The following is a 15,780-nucleotide window of genomic DNA, read 5'->3' as shown; positions in this document are numbered from 1 at the left end:
TCACTCCGCCGGCAGGGCGCGCTGCGAGAGGGCAAAGCCCATCTGCTTGCGCTTTTCGGGCCGCTTGCGCGTCAGCGCCAGCACCATGCCCATCGAGATGGCGATGGCGATCTGCGAGGAGCCGCCATAGGAGATGAAAGGCAGCGTCATGCCTTTGGCCGGCACCAGCTGTAGGTTGACGCACATGTTGATGACGGCCTGCAGGCCGAAAACCGTGACCAGCCCGCCGACCGCGTAGCGGGTGAAGTCGTCATGCTCCTTCAGTGCCGTGTTGAGGCCGCGCAGCACGATGAAGGCGAAGATCGACATGATGAAGAAGCACATGATCAACCCGAATTCCTCGCCGGCGACCGAAAAGACGAAGTCGGCATGGCTGTCCGGGATGACCCGCTTGACCGTGCCCTCGCCCGGCCCGACACCGAACCAGCCGCCATTGATCAGCGCCTCGCGGCCCATGTCGACCTGGAACGTGTCGCCTTCGCCGGTGAGGAACTTGTCGATGCGCAAGGCAACGTGGGGAAACACCGAATAGGCGGCGAACACGCCACCGACGCCTGCGCCACCAAGCGCGATGATCCACAGCCATGGCAGCCCGGCCATGAAGAACATCACACCCCAGGTGCCGGTGACCAGCATGGTCTGGCCGAGATCCGGCTGCGCGACCAGCAGCGAGACGACCAGCGCAAGCAGCAGCATGGCAAACAGATTGCCCGGAATGTCAGGCTGGCGCTTGTGTTCGGCGAACAGCCAGGCGCACATGATGACGAAGGCGGGCTTGAGGAATTCCGACGGCTGGATCGACAGGCCGGCAAGCGAGACCCAGCGCCGCGCGCCCTTCACCTCGACGCCGATATAGAGCACCGCCACCATCAGCACCAGCATCAGGCACAGCATGATCAGCGCCATGCGCCGGATCTGCCTGGATTCCAAGAAGGACACCGCCAGCATGACGCAGAGCGCCGGCACGGTGAAGATGATCTGCCTTGTGGCAAAGTGGAAACTGTCGAGGCCGATGCGCTCGGCCACCGCCGGGCTGGCGGCGAAGGACAGCACGATGCCGAGCCCCATCAGCGACAGGAACGCCGCCAAGAACCAGCGATCGATCGTCCACCACCAGGTCGCAACCGGACTTTTGTCGAGACGGCTCTGCATTATCGTGCCCCTCCGATGGGTTTCACACCCTCGATAGCATTCGCAGCTTGCCTGAAGGCTTCGCCGCGGACTTCGAAATTCTTGAACTGGTCGAAACTGGCGCAGGCCGGCGACAGCAGCACCACCACTTCGCTGCTGTCGTCTTGAGCCGCGTCATGCGCGGCATGTTCGACCGCAGCGGCCAGTGTGCCCGATATTTCGTAGGGCACGGCCTCGCCCAGGGTTGCCGAAAAGGCGGGCGCCGCCTCGCCGATCAGATAGGCCTTGGCGATGCGCGGGAAGAAGCCGCGCAACGGCTCGATGCCGCCCTCCTTGGGCAGGCCGCCGGCGATCCAGTAGATGCGCGGAAAGCTCGACAAAGCCGGTGCTGCCGCATCGGCATTGGTCGCTTTGGAATCGTTGACGAACAGCACATGGTCCTTGCGGCCGACCTGCTCCATGCGGTGCGCAAGGCCGGGAAAGCTTTCCAGTCCGGATTGGATTTCGCCAAGGTCCAGCCCGACCTTGAGGCAAGCAGCGACCGCCGCCAGCGCGTTTTGCGCATTGTGCTGGCCGCGCAGCGAGCCGATGCCTTGGAGGAAAGCGACGCGGCTGTAGCGGCCGTGCACCGCCTCCATCAGGTTGCTGCCGTCGGCGAAATAGCCGTCGGTGAGCGGCAGCCGTTTGGAAATGCGGATGACATGCCGCCCCGCCCGCTCCAGCCGCTCGGCGATCTGCGCGCACCAGGAATCGTCGATGCCGATGATCGCCGTCTCGCTGCCAGCCACCAGCCGCTCCTTGATCGAGGCGTAGTGCTGCATGGTGCCGTGGCGATCGAGATGGTCGGGCGTCAAATTGAGCAGGATGCCGGCCGTCGGGTTGATCGAGGGCGCGAGATCGATCTGGTACGACGAGCATTCGACGACATAATGCCGATTGGGCTCAGGCGGATCGAGCGTCATCACCGCGCGGCCGATATTGCCGCCCATCTGGGTGTCGCGTCCCGCCGCTTTCAGGATATGCGCGGTCAGCGCGGTCGTCGTCGACTTGCCGTTGGTGCCGGTGATGGCGATGAACGGTGCTGCCGGCGCGGCGAGCATCCGCTCACGACAGAAAAGCTCGATGTCGCCGATGATCTCGACGCCGGAACCACGCGCCAGCTCCACTGTCCAATGCGGCTTGGGATGCGTCAGCGGCACGCCCGGCGACAGCACGAAAGCCGAGAATTTCGCCCAGTCGGCACCACGCAAATCGCCGGTTGCAATGCCGGTAGCCGCCGCCTTGGCAACGCTGTCGGGATTGTCGTCCCAGGCCAGCACGTCCGCCCCGCCGGCGATCAGCGCGCGCGCCGTCGCGATCCCCGAGCCACCGAGCCCGAAGAGCGAAACGCGCTTGCCTGCGAAGGATGCGGCGGGGATCAAGCGGCCTCCTATCTCAACTTCAGGGTGGACAGGCCGACCAGCGCCAGGATGACGGCGATGATCCAGAAGCGGATCACAACCTGGCTTTCGGTCCAGCCCAGCTTTTCGAAATGATGATGGATCGGCGCCATCAGGAACACCCGCTTGCCGGTCATCTTGAAATAGCCGACCTGAATGATGACCGACAGGATTTCCACGACAAACAATCCGCCAACAATGACCAGCACGATCTCGTGCTTGGTGGCGACCGCGACCGTGCCGATCAGGCCGCCCATCGCCAGCGAGCCGGTGTCGCCCATGAAGATCGCGGCCGGCGGCGCGTTGAACCAGAGAAAGCCGAGGCCGGCGCCGATGACCGCGCCAAGCACGACCGCCAGTTCGCCGGTGCCGGGCACGAAATGGATCTGCAGATATTCGGCGAACACGGCGTTGCCGGAGAGATAGGCGATGACGCCGAAGGACGCCGCCGCGATCATGATCGGCACGATCGCCAGCCCGTCAAGCCCGTCGGTCAGGTTCACCGCATTGCCGGCTCCGACGATGACGAAGCAGGAGAACGGAATGAAGAACCAGCCGAGATTGATGATGAATTCCTTGGCGAAGGGGAATGTCAGCGACGACGAGAACGGCGCCTGGCCGTTGTGCATGATCACCCAGGCGGCGATGCCGGCAATGACGAATTCAAGCGCCAGCCGTGCCTTGCCGGAAAAGCCGAGATGCGACTGCTTGGTCACCTTGAGATAGTCGTCGTAAAAGCCGATCGAGCCGAAGCCGAGCGTCACCAGCAGCACCACCCAGACATAGATGCTCGACAGGTTCGCCCACAGCAGCGACGAACCGATGATGCCGGACAGGATCATCAGCCCGCCCATAGTCGGCGTGCCGGCCTTCTTGAAATGCGTCTGCGGCCCGTCGGCGCGGATCGGCTGGCCCTTGCCTTGCCGCAGCCGCAGCGAGTTGATGATGGTCGGTCCGAAGATGAAGACGATCAGCGCCGAGGTGATCAGCGCCCCGCCGGTGCGGAAGGTGATGTAGCGGAAGACATTGAAGACCGAGATCTTGTCCGCAAAATCGACGAGCAGTGTGAACATTGCGCTTATCGTCCCCCGACCTAGGTCTGTTTGCTGGTTGTCGTTTCAGCCGGGAACTTGCCCAGCAGCGCATCGACCAGTTTTGCAAAACCGATGCCCTTCGACGATTTGATCATCACCACGTCGCCTGGCTTCAGCGCGGCAAGCAGCACCGGCTTAAGCTCCTCGACACCGGCGCGGTATTCCGTCTTGATCTCGGCTGGCAGCCTCTCGGCCAATGCCCGCATTTCCGGGCCGCCCAGAAAGACGGTCTGCGTCCCGGTGCCGACGATGAGGTCGGCAAGGGCGGCGTGAAGCTTGGCCGAATGGTCGCCGAGTTCCAGCATGTCGCCGAGCACGGCGATGCGGCGGCCCTCGCCTGTCACCGGCGTCGCGTTGAGCAGCGCCATCGCTGCACCCATCGACGCAGGATTGGCGTTGTAGCTCTCGTCGATCAGCGTGATCGGCCCGCCGGGGTGGCTCGAAGTCGAGCCACCGGGGTGGCGCAGCACATGGCGCTTGCCGCGCCCGCGCTCAGCCGAAAGATCTGCCAGCGCCAGCGCCACTCTGTCGAGATCGGCGCCGACCAGATGCGCCGCGCCCAGCACCGCCAGCACGTTCTGCACCATGTGGCGCCCGGGCGCGCCGATCCGGGCAGTCACCTCATGGCCGCCGATCCTGGCGGTGATGTCGGAATGGTCGGCGTGAAGTTCGCATTTGACCAGCTTAAAGGTCGAGCGCGCATTCTCGCCGAAGCCGTATACGTGCTCGACCCCAGCGGCATGCGCCATCTTGTCCAGAAGCTTCCAGCGCGCGTCGTCGCGGTTGAGGATGGCCGCGCCGTCAGGTTCCAAGCCTTCGAAAATCTCGGCCTTGGCTCTGGCGATCTCGTCGAGATTGCGAAAGAAGCCGAGATGCGCCGCCGCGATCATGGTGACGATGGCGACATGCGGCCTCACCATTTTGACCAGCGGCCGAATCTCGTCTGGGTGATTCATGCCGATTTCGAACACGGCGTAATCGCAATCGACCGGCATGCGCGCCAGCGTCAGCGGCACGCCCCAGTGATTGTTGAAGGACTGCGCCGAGGCATGCACCTTGCCGACCGCCGACAGCACGTGGCGCAGCGCTTCCTTGGTGGTGGTCTTGCCGGCCGAACCGGTCACTGCGATGATCTTGGCCCCAGAGCGGGCGCGCGCCGCGACACCGAGCTTTTCAAGTGCGGCCAGCACGTCTTCGACGACGATGATCGGCGCCGTCAGCCGGCCGAGCGACGGCAGCTTGCCTTCCGCCACCACCAGCACGCCGGCGCCGGCCTTGATGGCGGCGGTGGCGAAGTCATGGCCGTCCATCGCCTCGCCCTTGATGGCGAAGAAGGCGTCGCCCGGCTGCAGGCTGCGGCTGTCGATCGAAATACCGGATATGCCTTCCGGCATCGGCCCGAGCGGCCGCCCGTCCATGGCGGTAACCAGCGCCTCGGAGGTCCACAGCAAGCTCATGCGGCACGCTCCCGCAGTGCGGCGCGAACTTCCTCATGATCGGAGAAATGCAGGGTTTCGGTGCCGATCGTCTGGCCTTCCTCGTGGCCCTTGCCGGCCACGATCAGCGTGTCGCCGGCATGCAGCATTGCGACCGCCTCGTGGATCGCCTGGCGACGGTCGCCGATCTCGATGGCGCCTGGCGCGGCGGCAAGGATGGCGGCGCGGATCGTTTCCGGCACTTCCGAGCGCGGATTGTCGTCGGTGACGATGACGACATCGGCAAGCCGGGTCGCGATCTCGCCCATGATCGGCCGCTTGCCGCGGTCACGGTCGCCGCCGCAGCCGAACACGACAATGACGCGGCCGGTGGTGAACGGGCGCACCGAGGCCAGCACGTTTTCCAGCGCATCGGGCTTATGGGCATAGTCGACATAGACCGGCGCACCGTTGGTCGTGGTGCCGACAAGGTCGAGCCGGCCCGGTGCGCCCTTCAGTTTCTCCAACGCCATCAAGGCTTTGGCGACAGGTGTTCCCGTGGAAATGGCAAGCCCCGCCGAAACCAGCGCGTTCGAAATCTGGAAATCGCCGGCCAGCGGCAGGTCGACCTCGTAGAGCACGCCGCCAGCCTCGACCTCGGCGCGCTGGCGATGGCGCTCGTGCTCAACCCGCTTCAGCCTGAGGAAATCGCCATGGCGGCCAACCGTCAGCACCTCGAGCCCGGCAGCCTGCGCCGCCTGGATCGTCGGCGCCGACCACGGATCGTCGGCGAAGATCACGGCCGGCGCGCCTTTCGGCAGCAGCGTGTCGAACAGGCGTAATTTGGCGCGGTGGTAGTCCTCGATGGTCGGATGATAGTCCATATGGTCGCGGCCGAGATTGGTGAAGCCGCCGGCTGCCAGCCTCACGCCGTCGAGGCGGCGCTGGTCGAGCCCATGGCTGGAGGCTTCCATCGAGGCGTGGGTGACGCCGGCATCCGCCAATTCCTTGAGCAACTGGTGCAAGGCGACCGGATCGGGCGTCGTCAGCGAGCCATAGTCGTTGCGGCCCGGCGCCACCACACCGGTGGTGCCGATCGAAGCGGCGGCATAGCCGGTCTGCTCCCAGATCTGCCTGGTGAAGGCGGCGACCGATGTCTTGCCGCTGGTGCCGGTCACCGCGACCATGGTCTCAGGTTGCCTGCCGAAATAGCGGGCCGCACTCAGCGCCAGCGCCAGACGCGGATCATCGACCGCCAATACCGGAACCGACAGCCCGGCGATGGCGCTGCCCGCGACGATTGCGGCGGCACCACGCCGGGCAGCGTCGGCAGCATAGGTCACGCCATCCGCCTTGGTACCGGCGAGCGCGAAGAAGACGACGCCCGATCTTACCTGGCGAGAATCCGACGAAATCCCGGTAACCTCCAGATCGGCGGAAGCTGTTCCTTCGACTGGCAGGATACCGGCTAGATCTCTGAGCTTCATCGAGTCCCGTTCACTGCAACAAAATAGCGCGCAGTTGCCGGCGCGCCCCAAGAATCACTGATAGGAAACCAGCGTTGCACCATTTTCATGGCTGAAATCTGGCTTCACGCCAAGCATGGCCGCGGAACGCCTGATGATATTACCGGCCATAACCCCCGCATTCGAGGCCGCGACGTCTGTCATGCCAGGCTTTTCCGGGTGCGGGGCGTCGGCAATCGTAAACACGAGGTATTGCGGATCGTCCATCGGGAAGGCGGCGACGAAGGTATTGAAATTCAATTCCTTCGAGTAGCGGCCATTGATGACCTTCTCGGCTGTCCCGGTCTTGCCGCCAACGCGGTAGCCGGGGACTCTGGCGTTTCTGGCCGAACCCTTCTCTGCGTTAAGCGTATAGAGGTAGCGCATGCCATCGACCGTCTTGTCGCCGACCACTTTCTTGGCCACCGCCATCGCTTCTGCCTGTGTGCGGATCAGGAAGGTAGGGTTCATCAGGAAGCCGCCATTCATCAGCGCCGCGCAGCCGACAGCTGCTTGTAGAGGCGTCGTCGACACGCCATGGCCGAAGGCGATGGTGAACGAATTGACCTGTTTCCAGACCTTCGGTTCAGTCGGGCGGGCGACTTCCGGCAGTTCGGTCTGCATCTTGTCCAAAATTCCAAGGCGATGCAGGAATGCGCGGTGCCCCTCGATGCCGACCATCTCGGCCTCCCTGGCCGACCCGATGTTGGACGAATAGAGGAACACCTCCGGTAACGACAGCACACGGTTCTTGCCGTGGAAATCGTGAATGGCTTGATGGCCGACCCGGATTGGATGCGAAGCGTCGAAGCGGCTCGCCATCGTCGCCTTGCCGGAATCGAGCGCCATGGCTGAGGTGAAGCTCTTGAAGGTCGAGCCCATCTCATAGAGACCGGCCGACATGCGGTTCAACCGGTCCTTGTCCTGTGCATTATAAGGATTGTTCGGATCGAAGTCCGGCACCGAGGCCATCGCCACCACTTCGCCGGTCTTGACGTTGAGCACAACGGCGCCAGCGCCCATGGCGCGATAGCGCTCCAGGCCGGCGGCGATCTCGTCGCGCACCACGTGCTGGACGCGCAGATCGATCGAAAGCTTCACCGGCTTCAGATCCTTGGCCACCGCCAGGCCTGATGCCTGCAGGTCGCTCAAGCCCTGCTCGTCGACATATTTCTCCATGCCGGAGATGCCCTGGTTGTCGATGTTGGTGAGCCCGACAATGTAGGACGAGGTTTCGCCGCTCGGATAGAAGCGGCGCTTCTCGGTGCGGAAGCCGAAGCCGGGAATGCCGAGCTGCATGATGTCGGACTGCTGCTTGGGCGTCAGCTGCCGCTGCAGCCAGACGAAGCCGGCGCCGCTCTTGAGCTTGTGGTAGGTCTGCTCATAGTCGATCTCGGGAAGCACCGTCGACAGCTTCTCGATCGCTTCGTCGGCGTCGACGATGCGGCGCGGCTCGGCGAACAGCGAGGCCGTCTTGATGTCCGTCGCCAGCACTTCGCCATTGCGGTCGACAATGTCGGGCCGCGATGCCGTCACCCGGCTCTGCGGGCCGCCCGACATGTCGGGGGTCTGGAAGCCGAGATAGACCAGCCGCCCGGAAATGGTCGCGAAGATGCCGAAGAACACCGCCATCGTCATGACGATGCGCGTCCGGCCCTTGCCGCCGGTCGCTTTGCGGGCGCCCTCGACCACGATCGTCCCGCCTTCGCCGGTCCTGGTGCTGCGCTTCAGCAGTTTGCCGATCATTGGGCGATGCCTCCGGTCACGACGGGATCCTTGTCGCCCGGAGGCGCCTTGTCGGAATTGTCGGCCATGCCGTCCTGGCGTCCTTTCAGGATGTCCTGAATGTCCAGGGCTTTGGCCGGCAGATCGCCGATGCCGACGATCTGGCGGGCGCTGACCGGCTGGAGTTCGAGCTGCGACTTGTAGAGGTCGGCCAGCTTCTGCAGCCGCGACGGCTGGGTGAGCAGGCTCCAGTCGGCCTTGAGCAGGTCGATCGTGTCCTCCTCATAGCGGATCTGTGCATGGATCTTCTGCACCGCCGCCAATTGTTCCTCGGCCTCGCGCTTGGTCTTGTAGGTAAGGGCCGCCGCCGAAACCATGACGGCGATCAGGACGATGTCGCTGGTACGAAACACGTGCTTACCTCTCCCCCGGCCGGTCGATGCCGGGAAGCTTTGGAAGGCCGAAAATCGAAAAATCGCTGCTGCGCGCCGGCGCGTCGGTGCGAATGGCAGCGCGCAGCCTGGCCGAACGGGCACGCGGATTGGCCGCGACCTCGGCGTCGCCGGCAGTCACGCCGCCACCCGCCTTGCGGAAGGTCGCGGTACGCGCCTGTGCCTCGGGCATATGGCGCGAGCCGGTCACGGCGTCGGCGCGATCGGCGATGAAGCGCTTGACGATGCGGTCTTCCAGCGAATGGAACGTCACCACGGCGAGCCGTCCGCCCGGCTTCAGCGCGCGTTCGGCGGCCAACAAGGCCTTGGCCAATTCGCCAAGCTCGTCATTGACGAAGATGCGCAATGCCTGGAAGACGCGCGTGGCCGGATGGATCTTGTCCTTCGGCGCGCGGCCGACGTGGGTCTCGATGGCGTCGGCGAGTTCCAGCGTGCGCTCGAACGGCCGCTTTTCACGGCGAGCCTCGATCATGCGGGCGATGCGTCCGGCATGACGCTCCTCGCCGAGGAAGCCGAAGATGCGGGCTAGATCGCCCGGCTTGAAGGAATTGACGACATCGGCGGCGCTGAGGCCCGCTTGCGCCATGCGCATGTCGAGCGGCCCGTCGGCGCGGAATGAAAACCCGCGCTCGGCCTGATCGAGCTGCATCGAGGATACGCCAATGTCGAGCACGACGCCGTCGGCGCTCTCGACATGTTCGTCCAGCGTCGAGAACGGCGCCTGCACCAGCCTCAATCGGCCGCCTGATTGCGCCTCGAGATCGCGCCCGGCCGCGATGGCATCCGGATCGCGATCGATCGCCACCACGGAAGCGCCCGTCGCCAGAATGGCCTTGGTGTAACCGCCGGCGCCGAACGTGCCGTCGATGATGATGTCGCCCTTCGCCGGCGCCAGTGCTTCGAGCACTTCGCCAAGGAGGACCGGAATGTGGCGGGCCGATCCGCCAACGGCGTGAAGGTCATCGCCGTGGCCCACCGTCATTCCGGTCGCTCCCCAGGCTTCGTCCCCTGCCGAAGCTGCAAAAGCCGGGCCCGCGCCTGCGCCCCATAGGCGGCTAGCCGTCCTGGCTCCCAAATCTGAAAGAAATTGCCACGCCCGACAAAGGCCACCTCCGCCGAAATGCCGGTGTGCTCGCGAATGAAATCGCTCATCGTGATGCGGCCGTCCTGATCGAGCTTCAGGAAGGCACCATCGCCATGGCAGAAGAATGACATGTCGTCCGCCGTCTGCAGGAAGGGATCTTCGAGCGCGATGCGCTGCTCGTAGCGGTCGAGCAGGTCGAGCCCGCCGACATCCATCGCCGGCTGGTCGAGGCAACGCAGCGCATAGAGTTCCGAATAGCCGCGCTTCTGCACGACGGCACGAAAATGCGCCGGAACGGAAACCCGCCCCTTGGCATCGATCCTGCTCACCGTGTTTGATAGAAACCGGTCCATTAAACGTCACAGCCGCTTGCGCCGCCGCACCCCTCTCCATCTTGTCGCACGCGCCGCCGCGGCGCGTCCCCTGACCCGAACCCACCTCGTCCATACGGGCAAAGACCGGCAAACGCGCAGCCGCCGCGGCTGCCCGATTGGCGTACGCTTTACCCTGACGCGGAACGAAGGCTTGAGTATCGAAATGGGATATCATGGGGCACTATGGGCGTCAACGGGAATGGCTTCACAAACATGCGCGCCGCGACCAATGAGAGCAGCCTTGACGGCACGTCTCCTCTTTATGGTCCATTAAGCCTAACGAAGCGTTTAGAGCCGCCTGGCCCAACCGGACGCGCCTTGCCGCCAGCCATTGCCCGGCATAGCGTCCCGCCGTATCCGGTCGGTCACCAAGAGGGTCTGAGAATCGATGTCTGAAACAGCGAACGCACGCGCTGCGGCACTTCCCCATCTGCGCGACAGTGGGCTCGCCAAGGGCGACCCGATTCCCCTGCCGCTGACCATGGCCGCGATCTATCACACGCCCGGCGACGCCAGCGGTTTCGATGAGTATGGCCGCTTCAGCAACCCGACCTGGGATGCGGTCGAGCATATGCTGGCGCATCTGGAAGGTGCACCCTGCGTCGCCTTTCCGTCCGGGATGGCTGCAATCTGTTCGCTGTTTTTCGCCCTGCTCAAGACCGGCGACCGTATCCTGCTGCCTTCGGATGGCTATCACACGACAAGAGCCCTGGCCGATCGCTTCTTGAAGCCATTTGGCGTCACCTATGATGTGAGGCCGACATCGACCTTCCTCGACGGCGGCTTCGAAGGTTACCGCCTTGCCTTTGTCGAAAGCCCCGCCAATCCGGGACTGGATATCTGCGATATCGCGGCCGTTGCAAAGGCCGCTCACATGGCCGGTGCGCTCCTTGCCGTCGACAACACGACGATGACGCCCTTCGGCCAGCGACCGCTCGACCATGGCGCCGATATCGTCGTTGCAGCTGACACCAAGGCGCCCAATGGCCATTCCGACGTGCTGTTCGGCCATGTCGCCAGCCGCAATGCCGATATCATCACCGCCGTGACTGGCTGGCGCGAAATCTCCGGCAGCATTCCCGGGCCGTTCGAGGCATGGCTGGTGCATCGCGGCCTCGAAACGCTGGATGTGCGCTTCGACCGTATGTGCTCTTCGGCGGAAGTGATCGCGCGGCGGCTGAAAAGCCACCGGGCAATCAGCGGCCTGCGTTTTCCCGGGCTGGAAAGCGACCCGTCGCACAACCTTGCCCGCGCCCAGATGGAGCGCTTCGGCTTTCTCATCTCTTTCGAACTCGCCTCTGAAGACAAGGCCGAGGATTTCATCAACAACTGCAAACTGATGCAGGCCGCAACATCCTTTGGCGGCGTCCACAGCTCCGCTGAACGCCGTTCAAAGAGAGGCGACGCGGTTCCCGTCGGTTTCGTTCGCCTCTCGGTCGGCTGCGAGCCGGTGGAAGAGCTCTGGAAGGCGATCGAGGCGTCGCTGGACAAGATCAGCGGCTGACCGGATCGATCATGAACCGAGGTCGTCGGCTTCGATCTTGGCGCAATATCGTCGCGCGGCGCGCCTGAGAAGGGATGCAAAGTCAGCAAATCCCACCGTCTTTCCAACGCACCCACGAGGCGGAAAGCTGCCCGTGGATCGTGGCCGGCAATGTAGTCACCGATATTTTCGAGGTCGACCACTGCTTGGGGAAGCAGGCGGTATTTCACTCCTGAAAGCTCTTGGTCTCTGCCAGTTTCAGATATTTGGCGCGCAATCGTTCCATGAGTGGCGGCCCATCCAATGCCGGCCCGCTGTCGATCCCCTCCTGCACCAGCTTGCGCAACTCCTCGACCGTGTAACCGTGGAGCTCGCGCCGGTCCTTCCATTGCCTGAGCGCATCGCGGATCACCTCGCTCGCCGAAGCGTATTCGCCGGCGGCGACCACATCGTCCACCGCCTGTGCCAGTTCCGGCGACAGCGTGATGCTGCGTTTGTCGACCTGTCCCATGTTAGGGCTCCTGATGCCACTCGCTATCCCATGGTACGATTTAATCGCACCAATTTCAAGCAATCGGTCGTCTCCCGCTGCGGCGGTAAATGGCTGAATGGCTTGAATCATCAGGTGCGCCCGAGGGCGCAACCTGCTGATCTCAAAAGACTTCTTTTCGATGTCGTGGAGAGAGTTGCCAGCTGGCCTGTAAGCCGGGTTCTGTATGGCCCTCGCCCCTTGGAGGCGAGAACGTGGCGGCCATTCATCTTGGGCGCATGTTGCCATGCGCCTCACGCAACCTACCCGGACGGTGAGCCGGAAACAGCCCTCGAGGGTTTCCCCTCGCACCGCCCCTATTCGGTCTTGCTCCCGGTGGGGTTTACCGTGCCGCTCCTGTTGCCAGTCGCGCGGTGGGCTCTTACCCCACCCTTTCACCCTTGCCACGGTAGACCATGGCGGTTTGCTTTCTGTGGCACTTTCCCTGGGGTCGCCCCCGCCGGCCATTAACCGGCACCGTGTTTCCATGGAGCCCGGACTTTCCTCACCCGCGGCCTTTCGGCTGTTGCGGGTGCGGCCGCCCGGCCAGCTGGCAAGGCGTATAAAGGGGTTCACGCTCGAAAACGCAAACGAAAAAGCCGGCCGCTCCGGCCGGCTCCACAGACAGTCGGCTACAGCGCCGCCATCTGCACCTTGACCTTGCTGCAATAGGCGGCCGACACCGGGTTCATTCGCGTTGCAGCGTGGCCTGCATTGTATTTCAGGATCGTGCCGCAGGTGGTGCCGCCGCCGAGATCCTGCGCCATGGCGAGGTACTTCATGCCGTATTTGATGTTGGTGTCGGGATCGAAGAGTCCCTTGGCCGAACCGTTGTAGCCCATCATCCGCGCCGTCGCCGGCTTGATTTGCATCAGGCCGATTTCGCCGGCGCCGCCGACCATGTTCGGCCGGTAGTTGCTCTCGACCCGGATGACGGCGTGAGCGAGCGAAACCGGTACACCATAGCTCGCGGCATAGCGCGCGACGATCGCCGAATACTGACCGCCACCGGCCACCGCAGCCGCCGCAGCCGCCGGCAGCGCAACGCCCCTTGGGCCGATCGATGCCGTTGTCATCTTGTCGACGGTCTTGCGGCCGCGCTTCGTCTGCCTTTTGGCGGTGGACTTCTTCGCCTTGGTCAAACTTGCCTTTTCCATTTTCGCGGGAGCCCGCTTCGTCGCCTTGGCGTCGTGGCCTGCCTTGCCGCTTTTGGCGGATACCGTGATGACCCCTTGATCCGCCCGCGGGCTGAGTGGCGCGGCATTCGCGGCACTGAAGGCAAAAGTCATTACGCCGGCAGCAAGAGCTGCCGTTAAAACGGTCAATTTCTGCATGTGATCCTGTTCTGTTTGAACTGCGCGAAGGTGTTCACGCAGCAACGCTTAATCAATATCGGAACATCCGGGGGGCTGGGGGTCCGACAACTTGCACGTCAGCCGTTTGAAGCTCGAATTGGTGCCAAACAAGGCCAGGCAAGTCACTTTGAGTGACAGCTTGTAATTTAAGGATTGGAAAGGATTTCTTGGGAGAGGCTTCCCTCTGGGTCAAGACCTTACGGAAGCAAGCAGCCCATGCAGCGTCCGCAGTGTCGAGCCATCGGCAACGCCATCCACCTTGCGCTGCCGGAAATGCCGCTGAAACGCTTCGACGACGATCTCCGTCTGGCGGTCGAAAATGCCTGATATCTCGACGCCATAGCCATAGAGCGCCAGCATCGACTGCAACGCCTCGACATCGGCGCCGGTGTCGCCGGCCTTGAGCGCGGCCCCTCGCCTGACCGGTGCGGCCGCCACGAGATGGCCGACACCGGCCGCAAACAGCGTCCGCCATGGAAACTTCTCGCCCGGGTCGATCTTGCGTCCCGGCGCCACGTCGGAATGCGCCAGCACCCGCTCGGCGGCAATCGAATGCCGACCTGCGATCCCGGAGCACAGGCCGATCACCGCATCGATCTGCCGCCTGGGAAAACCGGGATACCCCAGCGAATGTCCCGGATTGACGATCTCGATGCCGATCGAACAGGAATTGATATCGGCGCGTCCGAACCACGAACTCTTGCCGGCGTGCCAGGCGCGATCGCTTTCCCTGACCATCTGCACGATGTGGCCATTCTCATGCACGAGATAGTGCGACGAGACCTCGCTGGCCGGATCGCACAGCCACGCCTCGGCCCCGGCGCCTGTCGACATCCCGGTGTAATGCAGCACGATCATGTCGGGCCTGAGCGTGTCGCGCCGCGGACCGAAATTCGGCGATACCCTGACCTCGGCGCTGGGCTCGTCGGGCAGGAAGCCGCTCATGCGTGCCGCAGGCCCCGCTCGATCATCTCATAGGCGGCATTGATCGCCGCCACCCTGGTCGTTGCGATCTTGATGAATTCCTGCGGCAGGCCGCGCGCGATCAGCCGGTCCGGATGATTGTCAGAGACCAGCTTGCGATAACGCTTCCTGACCTCTTCGAACGACTTGCCGCGTTCGATGCCGAGCACGACATAGGGATCGCCGGCACCGAGATTGATGTGCCGAGCCATGATGCTTTCGTAATGTGCCTCGTCGATACGGAAAATCTCGGCGATACGGTGCAGGAAGTGGCCTTCGCGCTCATGCACCAGGCCATCGGCCTTGGCGATGTGGAACAGACCGTCGAGTATGTCTTCCAGCATCACGCAGTTGGAATGCCCCGAGCCGCACAGTTGCGCCATCCGCTCGGCATAGGTTTCGAAACCGGCCACGTCGCGCTGGGCGAGATCGAACAGCCGCGCCACATTGCGCGTCTCTTTCGGCGGCACCTCGAATATCTCCTGGAAGGCACGCACCTCATCCTGGGTCACGATGCCATCGGCCTTGGCCATCTTGGCCGACAGCGCGATCATCGCGACCGAGAAAGCGACCCGCCGGCGCAGATCAGCGTCGCCGGAGAAAACCGTGCGCACGGCCTCGACGACGTCGGCGACACCCGACGAGGCCGAGGATGAAACGCGTGTGATGAACTCGCCAAGGCGATCCCAAATCGACATGGCCTGCTTCTTAGTGCCACAGTCCCCCGCTATCAAGCCGGGACAGTGCCGCAGCCCCGGCGCAACCTACGGTGCGAGACAATATGAGAAAGGCCGGCGCATAGCCGGCCTTCCTCATTCATCACACGAGTACTGCTTTGCTACTGCGCGGGCGCAGGAGCTGGTGTTGCCGGAGCCGGCTCGACAGGCTTCTCGGGTGTGATGCTCTTCGTGGTCGAGTTATCGGTTGCCGGAGGTGTTGCGGCCGGCGGCGTGGCTTCCGGCGTCGCCGGCTTCATCGGCTCTTCGGCAGCCGGTGGATTGGTGCTCTGGGTGGTGGTGTTGTCCTTGCCGCTATCGCTGCAGGCTGCAACGCCAAGCAAGGCCAAGGCGGAAACGGATGCAAGAATGAGCTTTTTCATAAGATCTCTCCTTCAATACACGTTCACGTTACGGTGAACGGTCGAAGAGGAAATGCATCAGACAGCCATGAGTTTCGTAACGTTGCGTTTCCTCATGTAACATCGTCTGGCCCGTTTGCGATTGCCGGCCAG

General features: G+C 63.5%; 15 protein-coding genes, 1 other RNA gene and 1 pseudogene. 1 reads left to right on the top strand and 16 read right to left on the bottom strand.

Going from position 1 to position 15,780, the window contains the following annotated elements; translation table 11 throughout:
• The 9 genes from ftsW to mraZ are packed head-to-tail and all read right to left on the bottom strand — an operon-like array spanning position 1 to position 10,198.
• Positions 1 to 1,152: a putative lipid II flippase FtsW gene (gene ftsW, locus B5V02_RS08520; protein ID WP_111543659.1), complete on the bottom strand. Its 1,152-nt coding sequence runs from the start codon at positions 1,150 to 1,152 to the stop codon at positions 1 to 3.
• Complete coding sequence (murD, locus tag B5V02_RS08515) at positions 1,152 to 2,552, bottom strand: UDP-N-acetylmuramoyl-L-alanine--D-glutamate ligase (protein WP_111543658.1); 1,401 nt, start codon at positions 2,550 to 2,552, stop codon at positions 1,152 to 1,154. The genes ftsW and murD overlap by 1 nt, the downstream gene beginning before the upstream one ends.
• 8 nt (positions 2,553 to 2,560) lie before the next feature.
• Positions 2,561 to 3,643 carry a phospho-N-acetylmuramoyl-pentapeptide-transferase gene (gene mraY / locus B5V02_RS08510; RefSeq protein WP_023765130.1) on the bottom strand — a complete coding sequence of 361 codons (1,083 nt, stop codon included), beginning with the start codon at positions 3,641 to 3,643 and terminating at the stop codon, positions 2,561 to 2,563.
• Positions 3,644 to 3,663: 20 nt separating this feature from the next.
• Positions 3,664 to 5,121 (bottom strand): UDP-N-acetylmuramoylalanyl-D-glutamyl-2,6-diaminopimelate--D-alanyl-D-alanine ligase, encoded by a 1,458-nt coding sequence (locus tag B5V02_RS08505; protein WP_111543657.1) that lies wholly within the window; start codon positions 5,119 to 5,121, stop codon positions 3,664 to 3,666.
• Positions 5,118 to 6,566 (bottom strand): UDP-N-acetylmuramoyl-L-alanyl-D-glutamate--2,6-diaminopimelate ligase, encoded by a 1,449-nt coding sequence (locus B5V02_RS08500; protein WP_111543656.1) that lies wholly within the window; start codon positions 6,564 to 6,566, stop codon positions 5,118 to 5,120. The genes B5V02_RS08505 and B5V02_RS08500 overlap by 4 nt, the downstream gene beginning before the upstream one ends.
• Before the next feature lie 54 nt (positions 6,567 to 6,620).
• Positions 6,621 to 8,330, bottom strand: a complete 1,710-nt coding sequence (locus B5V02_RS08495) for a peptidoglycan D,D-transpeptidase FtsI family protein (protein ID WP_111543655.1) — start codon at positions 8,328 to 8,330, stop codon at positions 6,621 to 6,623.
• A complete protein-coding gene (ftsL, locus tag B5V02_RS08490; protein WP_111543654.1) occupies positions 8,327 to 8,722 on the bottom strand; it encodes a cell division protein FtsL in 396 nt (131 codons plus the stop codon). The genes B5V02_RS08495 and ftsL overlap by 4 nt, the downstream gene beginning before the upstream one ends.
• 4 nt (positions 8,723 to 8,726) lie before the next feature.
• Positions 8,727 to 9,743: a 16S rRNA (cytosine(1402)-N(4))-methyltransferase RsmH gene (gene rsmH, locus B5V02_RS08485; RefSeq protein ID WP_111543653.1), complete on the bottom strand. Its 1,017-nt coding sequence runs from the start codon at positions 9,741 to 9,743 to the stop codon at positions 8,727 to 8,729.
• Positions 9,740 to 10,198: a division/cell wall cluster transcriptional repressor MraZ gene (gene mraZ, locus B5V02_RS08480; RefSeq protein WP_111543652.1), complete on the bottom strand. Its 459-nt coding sequence runs from the start codon at positions 10,196 to 10,198 to the stop codon at positions 9,740 to 9,742. The genes rsmH and mraZ overlap by 4 nt, the downstream gene beginning before the upstream one ends.
• 409 nt (positions 10,199 to 10,607) lie before the next feature.
• Between mraZ and B5V02_RS08475 the strand changes: the two genes are divergently transcribed.
• Positions 10,608 to 11,723 carry a cystathionine gamma-lyase gene (locus B5V02_RS08475; protein ID WP_111543651.1) on the top strand — a complete coding sequence of 372 codons (1,116 nt, stop codon included), beginning with the start codon at positions 10,608 to 10,610 and terminating at the stop codon, positions 11,721 to 11,723.
• A gap of 53 nt (positions 11,724 to 11,776) precedes the next feature.
• Here the strand turns inward: B5V02_RS08475 and B5V02_RS42215 are convergent.
• From B5V02_RS42215 to B5V02_RS08440, 7 genes and pseudogenes are all read right to left on the bottom strand, one after another.
• Positions 11,777 to 11,932 (bottom strand): annotated as a pseudogene (locus tag B5V02_RS42215) (type II toxin-antitoxin system RelE/ParE family toxin); the annotation flags it as partial.
• Positions 11,929 to 12,213: a type II toxin-antitoxin system ParD family antitoxin gene (locus B5V02_RS08465; RefSeq protein WP_167458402.1), complete on the bottom strand. Its 285-nt coding sequence runs from the start codon at positions 12,211 to 12,213 to the stop codon at positions 11,929 to 11,931. The pseudogene B5V02_RS42215 and the gene B5V02_RS08465, both read right to left, overlap by 4 nt.
• Before the next feature lie 174 nt (positions 12,214 to 12,387).
• Positions 12,388 to 12,785, bottom strand: an RNA gene (gene rnpB, locus B5V02_RS08460) — RNase P RNA component class A.
• Between the two features lie 78 nt (positions 12,786 to 12,863).
• Entirely contained in the window at positions 12,864 to 13,565 is a 702-nt protein-coding gene (locus B5V02_RS08455) for a lytic transglycosylase domain-containing protein (protein ID WP_111543650.1), read from the bottom strand.
• A 210-nt stretch (positions 13,566 to 13,775) separates the two neighbouring features.
• The gene (locus tag B5V02_RS08450) at positions 13,776 to 14,531 is read right to left on the bottom strand and encodes an N-acetylmuramoyl-L-alanine amidase (RefSeq protein ID WP_111543649.1); all 756 of its coding nucleotides are present in this window, start codon (positions 14,529 to 14,531) and stop codon (positions 13,776 to 13,778) included.
• Positions 14,528 to 15,247 carry a J domain-containing protein gene (locus B5V02_RS08445; protein ID WP_111543648.1) on the bottom strand — a complete coding sequence of 240 codons (720 nt, stop codon included), beginning with the start codon at positions 15,245 to 15,247 and terminating at the stop codon, positions 14,528 to 14,530. The genes B5V02_RS08450 and B5V02_RS08445 overlap by 4 nt, the downstream gene beginning before the upstream one ends.
• Before the next feature lie 140 nt (positions 15,248 to 15,387).
• Positions 15,388 to 15,648 (bottom strand): hypothetical protein, encoded by a 261-nt coding sequence (locus B5V02_RS08440; protein ID WP_111543647.1) that lies wholly within the window; start codon positions 15,646 to 15,648, stop codon positions 15,388 to 15,390.
• Positions 15,649 to 15,780 lie beyond the last annotated feature (132 nt).

The sequence above is a fragment of the Mesorhizobium kowhaii genome, assembly GCF_003253745.1.
Classification (GTDB): domain Bacteria; phylum Pseudomonadota; class Alphaproteobacteria; order Rhizobiales; family Rhizobiaceae; genus Mesorhizobium; species Mesorhizobium kowhaii.
The sequence above is the reverse complement of the archived record's forward strand: the minus strand, read 5'-3'. Positions and strand labels throughout refer to the sequence as shown.

Coding starts and splice junctions, on each gene's coding strand:
- ftsW (WP_111543659.1), bottom strand. CDS start 1,152: ATGCAGAGCCGTCTCGACAAAAGTCCGGTTGCGACCTGGTGGTGGACG.
- mraY (WP_023765130.1), bottom strand. CDS start 3,643: ATGTTCACACTGCTCGTCGATTTTGCGGACAAGATCTCGGTCTTCAAT.
- B5V02_RS08505 (WP_111543657.1), bottom strand. CDS start 5,121: ATGAGCTTGCTGTGGACCTCCGAGGCGCTGGTTACCGCCATGGACGGG.
- B5V02_RS08500 (WP_111543656.1), bottom strand. CDS start 6,566: ATGAAGCTCAGAGATCTAGCCGGTATCCTGCCAGTCGAAGGAACAGCT.
- B5V02_RS08495 (WP_111543655.1), bottom strand. CDS start 8,330: ATGATCGGCAAACTGCTGAAGCGCAGCACCAGGACCGGCGAAGGCGGG.
- rsmH (WP_111543653.1), bottom strand. CDS start 9,743: ATGACGGTGGGCCACGGCGATGACCTTCACGCCGTTGGCGGATCGGCC.
- mraZ (WP_111543652.1), bottom strand. CDS start 10,198: ATGGACCGGTTTCTATCAAACACGGTGAGCAGGATCGATGCCAAGGGG.
- B5V02_RS08475 (WP_111543651.1), top strand. CDS start 10,608: ATGTCTGAAACAGCGAACGCACGCGCTGCGGCACTTCCCCATCTGCGC.
- B5V02_RS08465 (WP_167458402.1), bottom strand. CDS start 12,213: ATGGGACAGGTCGACAAACGCAGCATCACGCTGTCGCCGGAACTGGCA.
- B5V02_RS08455 (WP_111543650.1), bottom strand. CDS start 13,565: ATGCAGAAATTGACCGTTTTAACGGCAGCTCTTGCTGCCGGCGTAATG.
- B5V02_RS08450 (WP_111543649.1), bottom strand. CDS start 14,531: ATGAGCGGCTTCCTGCCCGACGAGCCCAGCGCCGAGGTCAGGGTATCG.
- B5V02_RS08445 (WP_111543648.1), bottom strand. CDS start 15,247: ATGTCGATTTGGGATCGCCTTGGCGAGTTCATCACACGCGTTTCATCC.
- B5V02_RS08440 (WP_111543647.1), bottom strand. CDS start 15,648: ATGAAAAAGCTCATTCTTGCATCCGTTTCCGCCTTGGCCTTGCTTGGC.